This is a genomic window from Propioniciclava sp. MC1683, from assembly GCF_014164675.1.
Taxonomy (GTDB): domain Bacteria; phylum Actinomycetota; class Actinomycetes; order Propionibacteriales; family Propionibacteriaceae; genus Propioniciclava.
In genome coordinates this window covers 142116-154924 of sequence record NZ_JACJFX010000005.1, presented here as the reverse complement: position 1 = coordinate 154924, position 12809 = coordinate 142116, and the positions used below count along the sequence as shown (strand labels likewise).

16 protein-coding genes are annotated in these 12809 nt (G+C 70.6%); 9 read left to right on the top strand and 7 right to left on the bottom strand.

The window, feature by feature from the left end; translation table 11 throughout:
• Window position 1: 1 nt before the first annotated feature.
• The 4 genes from H5397_RS04810 to H5397_RS04795 are packed head-to-tail and all read left to right on the top strand — an operon-like array spanning window position 2 to window position 3245.
• Entirely contained in the window at window positions 2-913 is a 912-nt protein-coding gene (locus H5397_RS04810) for a F0F1 ATP synthase subunit gamma (RefSeq protein WP_182815201.1), read from the top strand.
• Between the two features lie 17 nt (window positions 914-930).
• Complete coding sequence (gene atpD, locus H5397_RS04805; protein ID WP_182815200.1) at window positions 931-2373, top strand: F0F1 ATP synthase subunit beta; 1443 nt, start codon at window positions 931-933, stop codon at window positions 2371-2373.
• Window positions 2374-2376: 3 nt separating this feature from the next.
• Window positions 2377-2796: a F0F1 ATP synthase subunit epsilon gene (locus H5397_RS04800; RefSeq protein ID WP_182815198.1), complete on the top strand. Its 420-nt coding sequence runs from the start codon at window positions 2377-2379 to the stop codon at window positions 2794-2796.
• A 44-nt stretch (window positions 2797-2840) separates the two neighbouring features.
• Entirely contained in the window at window positions 2841-3245 is a 405-nt protein-coding gene (locus tag H5397_RS04795; protein ID WP_182815196.1) for a DUF2550 domain-containing protein, read from the top strand.
• On the opposite strand, the gene H5397_RS04790 is transcribed toward H5397_RS04795, so the two are convergent.
• Entirely contained in the window at window positions 3242-3898 is a 657-nt protein-coding gene (locus H5397_RS04790; protein ID WP_182815194.1) for a cob(I)yrinic acid a,c-diamide adenosyltransferase, read from the bottom strand. The two genes, H5397_RS04795 and H5397_RS04790, sit on opposite strands and share 4 nt — an antisense overlap.
• Before the next feature lie 28 nt (window positions 3899-3926).
• Here H5397_RS04790 and H5397_RS04785 point away from each other — a divergent pair, with 28 nt between their 5' ends.
• Window positions 3927-4619 (top strand): peptidylprolyl isomerase, encoded by a 693-nt coding sequence (locus tag H5397_RS04785; protein WP_182815192.1) that lies wholly within the window; start codon window positions 3927-3929, stop codon window positions 4617-4619.
• Here the strand turns inward: H5397_RS04785 and H5397_RS04780 are convergent, their stop codons facing one another.
• Together H5397_RS04780 and H5397_RS04775 are read right to left on the bottom strand one after the other, a co-directional pair.
• Entirely contained in the window at window positions 4620-5420 is an 801-nt protein-coding gene (locus H5397_RS04780; RefSeq protein WP_182815190.1) for an alpha/beta fold hydrolase, read from the bottom strand.
• 3 nt (window positions 5421-5423) lie between these two features.
• The gene (locus tag H5397_RS04775) at window positions 5424-5696 is read right to left on the bottom strand and encodes a hypothetical protein (protein ID WP_182815188.1); all 273 of its coding nucleotides are present in this window, start codon (window positions 5694-5696) and stop codon (window positions 5424-5426) included.
• A 31-nt stretch (window positions 5697-5727) separates the two neighbouring features.
• Between H5397_RS04775 and nucS the strand changes: the two genes are divergently transcribed.
• Complete coding sequence (gene nucS, locus H5397_RS04770; protein WP_182815186.1) at window positions 5728-6423, top strand: endonuclease NucS; 696 nt, start codon at window positions 5728-5730, stop codon at window positions 6421-6423.
• 3 nt (window positions 6424-6426) lie between these two features.
• Here the strand turns inward: nucS and H5397_RS04765 are convergent, their stop codons facing one another.
• From H5397_RS04765 to mce, 3 genes are all read right to left on the bottom strand, one after another.
• Window positions 6427-7686 (bottom strand): AI-2E family transporter, encoded by a 1260-nt coding sequence (locus H5397_RS04765; RefSeq protein WP_182815185.1) that lies wholly within the window; start codon window positions 7684-7686, stop codon window positions 6427-6429.
• Window positions 7683-8801, bottom strand: a complete 1119-nt coding sequence (locus H5397_RS04760) for a DivIVA domain-containing protein (protein ID WP_182815183.1) — start codon at window positions 8799-8801, stop codon at window positions 7683-7685. The genes H5397_RS04765 and H5397_RS04760 overlap by 4 nt, the downstream gene beginning before the upstream one ends.
• A 133-nt stretch (window positions 8802-8934) precedes the next feature.
• Window positions 8935-9396 carry a methylmalonyl-CoA epimerase gene (gene mce / locus H5397_RS04755; protein ID WP_182815181.1) on the bottom strand — a complete coding sequence of 154 codons (462 nt, stop codon included), beginning with the start codon at window positions 9394-9396 and terminating at the stop codon, window positions 8935-8937.
• On the opposite strand from mce, the gene H5397_RS04750 reads away from it, so the two are divergent.
• A complete protein-coding gene (locus H5397_RS04750) occupies window positions 9386-9655 on the top strand; it encodes a hypothetical protein (RefSeq protein ID WP_182815292.1) in 270 nt (89 codons plus the stop codon). The genes mce and H5397_RS04750 overlap by 11 nt on opposite strands.
• 1 nt (window position 9656) lies before the next feature.
• Entirely contained in the window at window positions 9657-10196 is a 540-nt protein-coding gene (locus H5397_RS04745; protein ID WP_182815179.1) for a PH domain-containing protein, read from the top strand.
• Window positions 10197-10220: 24 nt separating this feature from the next.
• Here the strand turns inward: H5397_RS04745 and pgm are convergent, their stop codons facing one another.
• Entirely contained in the window at window positions 10221-11849 is a 1629-nt protein-coding gene (gene pgm, locus H5397_RS04740) for a phosphoglucomutase (alpha-D-glucose-1,6-bisphosphate-dependent) (RefSeq protein WP_182815177.1), read from the bottom strand.
• Window positions 11850-11923: 74 nt separating this feature from the next.
• Between pgm and H5397_RS04735 the strand changes: the two genes are divergently transcribed.
• On the top strand, window positions 11924-12808 hold the full coding sequence (locus H5397_RS04735; RefSeq protein WP_182815175.1) for a tetratricopeptide repeat protein: 885 nt from the start codon (window positions 11924-11926) through the stop codon (window positions 12806-12808).
• Window position 12809: the final 1 nt, after the last annotated feature.

Below are 12809 nucleotides of genomic sequence, written 5' to 3'. Positions count from 1 at the left end.
CATGGCTTCGAGTCTGAGAGAGCTCCGCCAGCGACGGAAGTCGGTGACGGCGACGAAGAAGATCACCAAGGCGATGGAGCTGATCGCTGCGTCGAAGGTGATCCGGGCCCAGCAGGCTGCGCGTCGTGCGCTGCCGTACACCCGCGAACTCAACCGCGCGGTGTCGGCACTGGCGACGCACACCCGCAACCTGGACCACCCGCTGACGACGCAGGTCGAGAAGCCCCGTCGCGCGGCGCTCGTGGTGTTCACGTCCGACCGCGGCATGAACGGTGCCTTCAACTCCAACGTCCTCAAGGTGGCGGCGCAGATGCGCACGCGCCTGGAGGACCAGGGCATGGAGGTCAAGCGCTACGTCGTGGGCCGCAAGGGCATGGCGTACATGAAGTTCCGCCAGATCGAGATGGTCCGCACGTGGGAGGGCTTCAGCGACGCGCCGACGTTCGCGAACGCCCACGAGATCGCCGACGTGCTGATCGAGGACTTCCTCACGCCGTACGAGGAGGGCGGGGTCGACGAGATCCACGCGGTCTACACCCGCATGGAGTCGATGCTGACCCAGACCCCGCGCGTCCGCCGGCTGCTGCCGATGGAGGTCGTCGAGGGTGTGGCCGAGCTCGGTGAGCTCGACCACATCCCCCAGTACGAGTTCGAGCCCGACCCCGAGACGGTGCTGGACGAGCTCATGCCGCTGTACGTGCGCAGCCGCGTGTGGTTCTACCTGCTGCAGACGGCGGCGTCGATCCTGGCGAGCCAGCAGCGCGCCATGAAGTCGGCCACCGACAACGCACAGCAACTCATCGAGTCCCTGACGCGCGAGGCGAACCAGGCGCGCCAGGCCGAGATCACCCAGGAAATTACCGAGATCGTCGGTGGCGCCAGCGCGCTCGCCGAGGCGAGCGCCGAGCACTAAAGGCGAGAGAGGCAACCATGACCCTGACTGCTGAGAACCCCACCACGACCGGTGTCGGCCGCGTTGCGCGTGTCATCGGCCCGGTGGTGGACGTCGAGTTCCCCGCCGACCAGATGCCCGGCATCATGAACGCGGTGAAGATCAAGATCGACGCCGGCGAGCTCTCCCGTGAGATCACGGCCGAGGTCGCGCTGCACGTCGGCGACAACATCGTCCGCGCCATCTCCCTGAAGCCCACCGACGGCATGCGCCGCGGGACCGAGGTCGTCGACACCGGCGCCCCGATCTCCGTGCCCGTGGGTGACGTCACGAAGGGCCGCGTCTGGAACGTGACCGGTGACTGCCTCAACGAGGACATCTCCGGCGTCGAGATCAACGAGCGCTGGCCGATCCACCGCCCGGCCCCGAAGTTCGAGGACCTCGAGCCCAAGACCGAGATGCTGGAGACCGGCATCAAGGTGCTCGACCTGCTGACCCCGTACGTCAAGGGTGGCAAGATCGGCCTGTTCGGCGGCGCTGGCGTCGGCAAGACCGTCCTCATCCAGGAGATGATCTTCCGCATCGCCCACAACTTCGGTGGCACCTCGGTGTTCGCAGGCGTGGGGGAGCGCACCCGTGAGGGCAACGACCTGATCCACGAGATGATCGAGGCCGGCGTCATGAAGGACACCGCCCTGGTCTTCGGCCAGATGGACGAGCCGCCGGGCACCCGCCTCCGCGTCGCCCTGTCGGCCCTGACGATGGCGGAGTACTTCCGCGACGTGCAGAACCAGGACGTGCTGCTCTTCATCGACAACATCTTCCGGTTCACCCAGGCCGGCTCTGAGGTCTCGACCCTGCTGGGTCGCATGCCCTCCGCCGTGGGTTACCAGCCCAACCTGGCCGACGAGATGGGTCAGCTGCAGGAGCGCATCACCTCGACGCGTGGTCACTCCATCACCTCGATGCAGGCCATCTACGTGCCCGCCGACGACTACACCGACCCGGCCCCGGCCACGACGTTCGCCCACCTGGACGCCACGACCGAGCTGTCGCGTGACATCGCCTCGCGTGGTCTGTACCCGGCCGTGGACCCGCTGACCTCGACGAGCCGCATCCTCGACCCGCAGTACGTGGGCCAGGACCACTACGACACGGCGACCCGCGTGAAGCAGATCCTCCAGCGCAACAAGGAGCTGCAGGACATCATCGCGATCCTCGGTGTCGACGAGCTGTCCGAGGAGGACAAGATCGTCGTCGGCCGCGCCCGTCGCATCCAGCAGTTCCTGAGCCAGAACACCTACATGGCCACCAAGTTCACCCAGATCGAGGGTTCGACCGTTCCGCTGGCCGACACCATCGAGTCGTTCAAGATGATCTGCAATGGCGAGGTCGACCACATCGCCGAGCAGGCCTTCTTCAACGTCGGTGGCATGGACATGGTCATGGAGAACTGGGACCGCATCCAGAAGGAGGGCTGAGGCATGGCGTTCGACTCCACCCCGTTGCGGGTCGAGGTCGTCAGCGCCGAGGGCCTCATCTGGGAAGGCGACGCTGTGCAGGTGATCGCCCGCACGACCGAGGGCGACATCGGCATCATGGCGAACCACGAGCCCTTCCTGGGCATCCTGGTCCCGGGCGCCGCCGAGGTGTTCACCACCGAGGGCAAGCGTGAGGTCGTGGCCGTCGACGGCGGGTTCATGTCGGTGTCCGACAACCGTGTGTCGCTGCTCAACGGTTACGCACGCATGGCTCGCGAGATCTCGCTGCCCGAGGCCGAGAGCGAGCTGGCCAAGGCCCAGCTCGCCCTCGAGGAGGGTGACGTGAGCACCGAGACGATGCAGCACTACCATCGAGCCAGTGCGCAGGTGCGAGCCGCCCAGAAGGCGGCCGGCCGCAACTGACGAAGCGGGGGTGAGCAGTGCCCGACTGGTGGAGTTGGACCGCGATGGCGGTCGGTCTGCTGGCCGCGGTGCTGCTCATCCCCGTTGTCTGGCTCATCGTCCGGCGGCGCTGGCTCGCCGGGCGCGGACGGGTCTTCGAGTGCTCCCTGCGGCGCACCGGCACCACGTCCTCCGGCTGGACCCTCGGGGTCGCCCGCTTCCGGGACGAGGACCTCGAGTGGTACCGGGTGTTCAGCCTCTCGTTGCGCCCGAAGGTGGTCTTCCACCGGCACGAGACCAGGGTCCTGCGCGTGCGCACCCCTGAGCCCGGCGAGGCGGCCGAGCTCTACGACGGCCACGTCGTGACCGAGCTGGGCGGCGCCCACGAGGGCACGATGCTGGCGATGGACCGCCAGGACCTGACCGCCTTCTCCTCCTGGACCGAGGCGGGACGCCCAGGCGGCCCCTAGCCCCGGGCCCTCTCGATCTTCTCCCGCTGCCGACGCGCGCGCTCGCCGAGCGGCTCGCGGTCCTTGCCCGGGATCCACAGCACGTCGCCCACGCCCTCGTTGGCGACCCGCCCGAGGATGAACAACAGGTCGCTCAGCCGGTTGAGGTAGGTGAGCGCCAGGACGTTGACGCCGCCGGGCTCCTCTCCGTCGGTGGCCTCCAGACCGTAGGCGTCGGCCGCGGCCCAGCCCGCGCGCTCGGCGCGACGGACCACGGTCCGGGCGAGGTGCAGGTACGCGGCCCCCGGCGTCCCCCCGGGCAGGATGAACGAGACCAGGTCGGGCAGGGGCTCGGAGAACTCGTCGCACCAGGCCTCGAGCCGGTCGATGCTGCCCTGCGTGATGCGCAGGGGCTCCCACTTCGGCTCGGTGACCAGCGGGTTGGACAGGTCCGCCCCGACGTCGAACAGCTCGTTGCTGACCTCGCGCAGCACGCCAACGACCGCCTCGGGCAGCCCGCCCAGCGTGACGGCCAGCCCCACGGCGGCGTTCGCCTCGTCCACGTGCCCGTACGCCTCGACGCGAAGGTCGGTCTTCCGCGCCGTCGACATGTCGGACAGGCGGGTCGTCCCGGCGTCGCCGGTGCGGGTGTAGATGCGCGTCAAGTTGACCATGGCACCCACCCTAATGTGAGGTGGGACCGTGATCCTTCGCCGCCTCGCCGCCGCCTCCGCCGTCCTCGTCCTGCTCGCGACCGCCGGGTGCGCGACGACCCCGCCGCAGGGGCTGAACCAGACCCGGCAGACGCCCAGGGCGCCCGGTGAGGGCCCCGAAACGGTCACCTGCACCTACCGCCCGGGCGGCACGCCCGCCAAGCCGGTCGACCCGCCGAACGGCACCGACGTCCCCGCCAAGGGCGCCGCCACGGTGACCATCGACCTCGGCGACGCGAAGGTCGTCGCCACGCTCGACCGCGAGGCCGCCCCCTGCACGGTGAACTCCTTCGAGAGCCTCGCCGCGCAGGGCTACTACGACGGCTCCGAGTGCCACCGCCTGTCCACCACGGGCATCTTCATCCTGCAGTGCGGCGACCCGACGGGCACCGGCCGCGGCGGCCCGGGCTACACCTACGACGACGAGCTGGGCCAGACGCGGACGTATCCCGCGGGCACCCTCGCGATGGCGAACGCCGGCCCCAACACCAACGGCTCGCAGTTCTTCTTCGTGTTCGAGGACACGCCGCTCCCGCCGAACTACACCGTGTTCGGCCACCTCGACGAGGCCAGCAACCAGGTCATCGCCGACCGGGCGTTCCAGGGCCACGACGCCCAGTACCCCGACGGCACCGGCAAGCCCAACCTGCCGACCGTGATCCGGTCGGTGGTCAGCGGCTGATCACGCGCTGAGCTGGGGCCGCAGGCTGGCCAGGAACATCCCGACCGACTGGGCGACCGCCTCGGGCTGGTCGGCGTGCAGCCAGTGCCCGGCGTTCTTGATGGTCACCAGCCGGGCGCGCGGGAACAGCTCCTTCATGACCGGGACGTGCTCCTCCGTCACGTACCCGGAGTCGGCCCCGCGCAGCCACAGCACGGGCCCGTCGTAGGTGCCCCGGACGCCGGCGGGCCAGCCGCTGATCAACGGCAGCGACTCGGCCAGCAGGTCCAGGTTGGCGCGCCAGCCCCAGCCCTGCGGCGTCCGGTACAGGTTCTGCAGCAGGAACGAACGCACGCCGGCGTCGCGCACGGACGGGGCGAGCAGGTCGTCCGCGTCCTGCCGGCTGCCCACGCGGTCGAGGGGGAGGTCCTTCAGGGCGCCGATGAGGCGGTGGAAGCCGTAGCCGTGCGAGGAGTCGTCGGGCGCGATGTCGGCCACCACGAGGCCCCGGACGAGGTCGGGGTGCCGCAGCGCCAGCGCCATCGCGGTCTTCCCGCCCATCGAGTGCCCGAGCACGGTGACCGGGGTACCGTGGCCGAGCCGGTCGCGCAGGTCGGCGGCCACGGCGTCCGCCATCGAGGCGTAGCCGAAGCCCTCGGTCCAGGGGCTGCGGCCGTGGTTGGGCAGGTCGTACAGCAGGCCGGGGTCGGACGCCGAGACGGCCTTGGCGACCGTGGCCAGGTTCTTGCCCTGGCCCAGCAGTCCATGCAGGTAGGCGACCCGCGGCGTCCCTCGACCGATGGCCGTGGTGTGCAGCTCCACGGCTCAGCCCCTTCGGCTCCAGCAGGCGGTGTGCCAGTGCCGCCGGTCCTCGACGGCCGAGGACGCCCCGACGTGCGGCGTCCGGGGCCAGGCGACGACGTGCGCGGCACCGGCCGGGATGACGCGGTGGCAGGAGGGGCAGGTGTACTCCTTCTCGGAGCGCCCACCCACCACCGACTGGACGACCCACGTGCCGTCGCGCTTGGTCTCGGCCCGCGACAGGGACGTCGACAGCGGCCGCGCGGGGCGCAGGTGCTTGCTGGGACGTCGGGCCATGGGGCCGATCGTACCGGGTAGGCTTCCCCGGGTGCGTCTCATGATTGCCCGCTGCCAGGTCGACTACGCCGGCCGCCTGTCGGCGCACCTGCCGATGGCGACGCGGCTGATCCTGCTCAAGGCCGACGGCTCGATCTCGATCCACGCCGACGACCGCGCCTACAAGCCGCTGAACTGGATGAACCCGCCCTGCTCGATCACGATGCGGGACGCCGACCCGGCCGACCCCGACCAGGCCGGCCTGGCGCAGCGCTGGGAGGTCGCGAACAAGGACGGTGACAAGCTGGTCGTCTCGATCGCCGAGGTGCTGCACGACAGCTCCCACGAGCTGGGCGTCGACCCGGGTCTGGTCAAGGACGGCGTGGAGGCGCACCTGCAGGCGCTGCTGGCCGACAACCCCGCCACGTTCGGCGAGGGCTGGACGCTGGTCCGGCGCGAGCACATGACCGCGATCGGCCCGGTCGACATCCTGTTCCGCGACGCCGACGGCGCGCACGTGGCCGTCGAGGTGAAGCGGCGCGGCGAGATCGACGGGGTGGAGCAGCTGTCGCGCTACCTGGAGCTGCTCAACGCCGACCCGCACCTGCGGCCGGTGCAGGGTGTCTTCGCCGCGCAGCAGATCAAGCCGCAGGCGCGCGTGGTCGCGGCGGCGCGGGGGATCAACTGCGTGACGGTCGACTACGACGCGCTGCGCGGGATCGACGACGCCGAGGACCGCCTGTTCTAGCCCTCAGGCGCGGTCGAGCGCCGGGACGATGACCTCGCGGTAGACCAGCAGCAGCGAGGCCACGGTGGGGATCGCCAGGAGCGCCCCGGCGATGCCGAACAGCACGCCGCCGCTGATGGCGGCCAGCACGATCAGGGGGCCGGGGACGTTGACGGACTTCTGGAAGATCCGCGGCTGGAGCAGGTAGGCGTCCACCTGCTGGTAGACGATGAAGAACACCAGCGTGATGATGCCGGTGGTGGTGTCGTTGGAGAACGCGACCAGGCTCACGATGAGCATGGAGATCGTGGGGCCGACCAGGGGGATGAAGGCGAACATCGCCACGACGACCGCCAGGGCCAGCGACAGCGAGCCGAGCCCCACGGCGTTGAGGAGGACGAAGGCCGACCCGGTCGCGAGCAGGACCAAGGTGAACAGGCCCGACATGTAGCCCCCGATCCGGCGGAACATCTCGCCGGCCAGGTACTTCACCCGCGGGCGGCGCGAGGCCGGGGCGAGCTGGTAGATGGTCTCCTTGATCGAGGGCAGCGAGGCGAGGAACCACAGGGTCAGCACCAGCGTCACGACGACGCTGAACACGACGTTGGCGATCGCCGCGCCGGCGCCGAGGATGCCGCCGAAGAGCCCCTCGACCCAGGCCCCGGAGGTGAACATCTGGCTCACCCGGTTGATCACGTCGTACTGGCGGTCGAACTCGGCGACCTGGGGGTTCTCGCGGAGGCCCTGGAGATACCCGGGCGTGTTCTGGATCAGGATGTTGACCTGGTCGGTCAGCAGCGGCAGCACGGCCCAGGCGCCCAGCACGATGAGGACCACCAGGGACAGCGCGACGATGGCCACGGCCAGGCCGCGGGGTGCGCCGGCGCGGTGGAGGGCCTCGACCAGCGGGTTGAGGCCGAGGGCCAGGAACAGGGACAGGACGCCGAGGATCAGCACGCCCTGCAGGGCCACGACGGCGCCCAGCAGCCCGAACGCCACCAACCCGCCCAGCGTGATCAGGAAGCCGATCTGGAAGGGCGAGCGGTAGAGCAGGCTCGTGGGGCCCGCGGGGATCGCCATGGCCGCGAGCTCACGCTCGGGGTCGGCGGGGGTCAGCTGGCTCGTCCGCCGCAGCCTGCGCCACCACTTGCGCTGCGGCGCGGTCGTGGTGACGGGCTCAGGCGGGACCGGGGCCGGGGCGGGCGCGGCCGACGGCAGGGGGGACTCGGTCGCGGACTGCTCGCGCGGTTCCTCCTGCGGGTCGGGCAGCGTGGACGGGGTCACTGACCGTCCTGGTCCTCGGGGGTCTCGTCGATGCCGTCGTCGCCGCCCACCTCGGGCTCGGCGACCAGCGCCGCCGGGATCGGGCCGGTGGCCTCGTCCTCGGGGAACTCGCTGGCCGTCTCGGTGGCCAGGCTCGACAGCTGGGCCAGCTGCGTGAGCAGCGCCTGCTTGCGCTGGCGCAGGAGGCGGTTGTCCTGCTTGAGGCGGTCGTTGCGGGCGGCCAGCTCGGCGTCGGTCTCGGTCAGCTTGTCCTCGGCGTCGGCGCGGGCCTGCGCGACGATCGCGGCGGCCTCGGAGATCGCGCCGGCCTTGATGTCCTCGGCCTCGGCCCACGCGGACTGGAGGCGACCGCGCAGGTCCTCCGACGCCTGGGTCAGGGCGGCGAGGAGTTCCTCCGAACGCGTGCGCGCCTCGGCCGTCGCGGTCGTCATCTTCTCGGACAGCGCGGCGTGCTCGTTGTGGAACGTCGCGAGGGCCTGCTCGTGTGCGGCCGCGGCGGCGGCGCGCGCCTCGGCGGCCTCGCGCTCGGCGGCCTGCCTGATCGCGGCGGCCTCGCGCCTGGCGCCCTCGATCAGGGCGTTCGCCTTCTGCTCGGCGTCGGCGAGCACGATCGAGTGGTGGGTGTCGGCGGCCTCGCGCAGGCCCTTGGCCTCGGTGCGGGCGGCGTCCAGCTCCTGGGTGGTCTGGCGCTCGAGGTCGGTGCGGAGCACCTTGATCGAGGCGATGCCCTCCTGCCGGGCGGCCTCGGCGGTCTGGGCGGCCTCGTTGCGGGTGCGCTCGGCCTCGACGCGCGCCTCCTCCAGCATCGACTCGGCCCGGGAGCGTGCCTTCTGCATGAGGTCGCCGGCCTGGGCCTCGGCGACCTTGAGCAGGTTGGCGGTGTGGGCGCCCAGCTTGCTGAAATCGGTGTCGTCGACGCGGAGGTTGGCCGCCGTCAGCTCGCGCTGCACCTCGCGCATCTGGTGCTTGGCCAGGGAGAGCTGGCGCTCGAGGTCGCGGATGTACTCGTCGACGGCCTTCTTGTCGTAACCGAGCATCGCGTTGGGGAAGCCGCGGACGGCGCTCGCGTTCTCGTCGAACAGGTCGAGTCCGTGGTGGTCTTGCTCGTGGGTCACCGCTGCGTCCTCTCGCGGGGGTCATGCCGATCGGGTGATCCCGATGGTACCCCGCGCCCGTGACGGGTGGTGGGACGACGAGGCCCGCCCGACACGAAGTCGGACGGGCCCTCCTGCTGGGGGTTTCGCGCCGTCAGTGGGCGGCGTCGGCGGCCGGCTCGACGAGCTCGAGCAGGATGCCGCCGGTGTTCTTGGGGTGCGCGAACTGGATGCGGGAGCCGCCGGTGCCGATCTTCGGCTCGTCGTACAGCAGGGTCACCCCACGCTCGCGCAGGGTCGCGCACACGGCGTCGATGTCCTTGACGCGGTAGGCCAGCTGCTGGATGCCACCGCGTCCGCCGTTCTTGGCGAGCCACTTGCCGATGGTCGACTGCTCGGACAGGGGGGCGAGCAGCTGGATCTGGGCGTTCTCGACGTGCTGGTCGCCGGTACCCAGCATCGCCTCCTCGACGCCCTGCTCCTCGTTGGTCTCGCGGTGGAGCACGCGCCAGCCGAAGACCTCGGTGTGGAGCTTGATGGCCTCGTCGAGGTTCGGAACCGCGAGGCCGACGTGGTCGATGCACACAAACAGGTCGGTGTTGTCCATGGCCCCCATCCTTCCACTCCCGGCGGCGCGCCGCACAGCCGGGGACGCCCGCGTGCGGCAGACTGACCGGGTAACGCCGTCCGAACCAGACTTCCCCCTGGAGGCCGCCATGGGTAAATGGATCCGCACGATCCTGCTCGCCCTGCTCGTCATGTTCGCGATCTTCTACCTCTACACGCGCCCCGAGGCGGCGGCGGAGTTCGTGAAGTTCATCTTCGGGATCTTCGACTCGATCGGTCGGTTCTTCGACTCGCTCGCGCGAGGGTGACATGGCGCTCCTGTCGCGATTCCTGCGCCCCGAGGCGTCGCGCCGGATGCTGGTCGACGAGGGCGAGTTCATCGTCGACGAGGTCACGCGCCACTGGGTGACACGCGTGGTCCCCGTGCTCATCGTCATCGCCGGCATGGCGTGCTTCGCCGTCATGCCGCTGCTCGGCGCTGGCTGGTGGGTCGGCCTGCTGCTCGGCCTGGGGTTGGGCGGGTACGGCTTCTACCGGATCCACCTCGAGTTCATGGACCGCTTCGTCATCACGAACATGCGGGTGTTCCGCGTGCACGGCATCGTCGACCAGCACATGGCGACGATGCCGATCGCGCGCATCCTCGACATCTCGGTGCGCCAGACGTTCCTGGGCCAGCTCCTCGGCTACGGCCACTTCGTCTTCGAGTCGGCGGCGCAGGACCAGGGCCTGAAGCAGATCAACTTCGTGCCGCACATCGAGCGGCGCGACCTCACGATCCAGCGCGTCATCCAGCGCGCCGGCCTGCGCGCCCGGATGGAGCCCGTCGACGAGTTCGACGGCGTCTGACCACCCGGGCGCCGGACACTGGCCTCAGCCGAGGACGGCGTCCACGACCTCCTTGGCCTCCTTCTGCACCTGCGCGAGGTGCTCGGAGCCCTTGAAGGACTCGGCGTAGATCTTGTAGACGTCCTCCGTGCCCGACGGGCGCGCGGCGAACCACGCGTTCTCGGTCACGACCTTCAGCCCACCGATGGACGCCCCGTTGCCGGGGGCCTCGGTCATCTTCGCCACGATGGCCTCGCCGGCCAGCTCGGTGGCCGTCACGTCGGCGGGGGAGAGCTTGCCCAGCTTGGCCTTCTGCTCCCGGTTCGCCGGCGCGTCGATGCGCGCGTACGCGGTCTTGCCGAACTCGGCCTCGAGCTCGGCGTAGTGCTGGCTCGGGGTCTTGCCGGTGACGGCCAGGATCTCGGAGGCCAGCAGGTCGAGGATGATGCCGTCCTTGTCGGTCGTCCACGTCTTGCCGTCCAGCGTCAGGAACGACGCGCCCGCGGACTCCTCGCCGCCGAAGCCGATCGAGCCGTCGGAGAGGCCTGGCACGAACCACTTGAAGCCCACCGGCACCTCGACCAGCGTCTTGCCCAGCTTGCGGGCCACGTTGTCGATCATCGAGCTGGAGACCAGGGTCTTGCCGATGCCCGCGCCCGGGTCCCAGCCGTCGCGGTGGCTGAACAGGTACTGGATGGCCACCGCCAGGTAGTGGTTCGGGTTCATGAGTCCCGCGTCGGGGGTCACGATGCCGTGCCGGTCGGCGTCCGCGTCGTTGCCGGTCGACAGGTCGTAGGAGTCGCGGTTGTTGATCAGCGACGCCATCGCGTGCGGGCTGGAGCAGTCCATGCGGATCTTGCCGTCCCAGTCCAGGGTCATGAACGGCCACGCGGGGTCGACCACGCGGTTGACCACCGAGAGGCCGATGTCCAGCGTGTCGGCGATGTACTCCCAGTACTGCACGGCGGCGCCGCCCATGGGGTCGGCCCCGATGTTCAGCCCGGCGCCGCGGATGGCGTCCAGGTTGATGATGTTGGCCAGGTCCTCGCAGTAGGGCGTCCGGTAGTCGTGGCGGGTGATCTCGCCGGCGATCTGCTCGTAGGGCGTCCGCTTGATCGACGTCCAGTCCGCCATCAGCTCGTTGGCCCGCTTGGCGATCACCGAGGTGGCGTCGCTGTCGGCCGGGCCGCCGTGCGGCGGGTTGTACTTGAAGCCGCCGTCGGTCGGCGGGTTGTGCGACGGCGTGACCACGATGCCGTCGGCGCGGGGGCCGGAGTGGTCGCGGTTGAACACGATGATCGCGCGCGAGACGGCCGGGGTCGGGGTGTACTCGTCCTCACGCTCGGCGCGGACATCCACGCCATGGGCGTGGAGGACCTCCAGCGCCGTCTTCCAGGCGGGGAGCGACAGGCCGTGGGTGTCCTTGCCGATGAACAGCGGGCCGGTGATGCCCTGGCCCGCGCGGTACTCGATGATCGCCTGCGTGGTCGCGGCGATGTGGGCCTCGTTGAAGGCGGTCTTGAGCGAGGAGCCGCGGTGACCGGACGTGCCGAACACGACCATCTGGTCGGGGTTGCCCGGGTCGGGGACCAGGTCGTAGTAGGCCGCGATGAGGGCGTCGATGTCGGTGAGGTCTTCTGGCAGTGCCAACTGCCCGGCGCGTGCGTGAACCATGTCACCATCTTGCCCCTTCGCGGACGCCGCGGGCACGGTTCGGTGCGATTGGGGCGCGGTGGAAGAATGGTCCCATGACTTCTGTGCCGTTCCGTGGTGGAGCCATCGACCTGTCCGCGCTCAAGCCCGCCCCGCCCGCCCCCGCGGGTGCCGTGTGGTGGGTGGAGGCCGATGACCGCTCCTTCGAGTCCCACCTCGCCCAGTCGATGCAGCACCCCCTCGTGGTCGAGTTCTGGTCGCCGCGCGCGCCGAACGCCGCCCAACTGTCGGCTGACCTCAAGAGCCTGGCCAACGAGGCCGCGGGTGCGTACCTGCTCGTGCGGGTGAACGTGGACGAGGCGCCCACCGTGGCGCAGGCCCTGCAGGTCACCGCCGTACCCATGGTCGTCGGCGTGGTCGCCGGACAACTCGCCCCGATGTTCCAGGGCACCACCGACAAGGCGCAGGCCAAGGCGGTCATCGACCAGCTGGTCATGCTGGCCCACCAGAACGGCCTGTCCGGCCGCGCGCAGCCGATCATCGCCGACCCCGAGGCCGCCGCCGGGCCGGACCCCCGCTTCGAGGCCGCCGACGCGGCCCTCGACCGCGGCGACTTCGCCGCCGCCGTGGAGGAGTTCGACAAGCTGCTGGCCGCCAACCCGGCCGACGCCGAGGCGTCCGCGGGCAAGGCGCAGGCGAGCCTCATGGTGCGGCTGGGCGGCGCGAACCCCGCCGACGTGCAGGCGAGGGCGGCCGCCGACCCGGCCGATGTGGACGCCCAGATGGCCATGGCCGACCTCGAGGTCGCCGGCGGCCAGCTGGAGCCGGCCTTCGCCCGCCTCGTGGAGGCCGTGCGGCTCAACGCCGGGCCCGCGCGCGACAAGGCGCGCACCCGCCTGCTGGAGCTGTTCGAGACCGTCGGCCACGCCGACCCCGCCGTGCTGACCGCCCGGCGGAACCTGACGACCGCGCTGTTCTGAG

What these genes read in the sequence shown, in the direction of transcription:
- H5397_RS04810 (WP_182815201.1), top strand. Translation starts at nt 2, where the DNA reads ATGGCTTCGAGTCTGAGAGAGCTCCGCCAGCGACGGAAGTCGGTGACG.
- atpD (WP_182815200.1), top strand. Translation starts at nt 931, where the DNA reads ATGACCCTGACTGCTGAGAACCCCACCACGACCGGTGTCGGCCGCGTT.
- H5397_RS04800 (WP_182815198.1), top strand. Translation starts at nt 2,377, where the DNA reads ATGGCGTTCGACTCCACCCCGTTGCGGGTCGAGGTCGTCAGCGCCGAG.
- H5397_RS04795 (WP_182815196.1), top strand. Translation starts at nt 2,841, where the DNA reads ATGGCGGTCGGTCTGCTGGCCGCGGTGCTGCTCATCCCCGTTGTCTGG.
- H5397_RS04790 (WP_182815194.1), bottom strand. Translation starts at nt 3,898, where the DNA reads ATGGTCAACTTGACGCGCATCTACACCCGCACCGGCGACGCCGGGACG.
- H5397_RS04775 (WP_182815188.1), bottom strand. Translation starts at nt 5,696, where the DNA reads ATGGCCCGACGTCCCAGCAAGCACCTGCGCCCCGCGCGGCCGCTGTCG.
- H5397_RS04750 (WP_182815292.1), top strand. Translation starts at nt 9,386, where the DNA reads ATGGCCCCCATCCTTCCACTCCCGGCGGCGCGCCGCACAGCCGGGGAC.
- mce (WP_182815181.1), bottom strand. Translation starts at nt 9,396, where the DNA reads ATGGGGGCCATGGACAACACCGACCTGTTTGTGTGCATCGACCACGTC.
- H5397_RS04745 (WP_182815179.1), top strand. Translation starts at nt 9,657, where the DNA reads ATGGCGCTCCTGTCGCGATTCCTGCGCCCCGAGGCGTCGCGCCGGATG.
- pgm (WP_182815177.1), bottom strand. Translation starts at nt 11,849, where the DNA reads ATGGTTCACGCACGCGCCGGGCAGTTGGCACTGCCAGAAGACCTCACC.
- H5397_RS04735 (WP_182815175.1), top strand. Translation starts at nt 11,924, where the DNA reads ATGACTTCTGTGCCGTTCCGTGGTGGAGCCATCGACCTGTCCGCGCTC.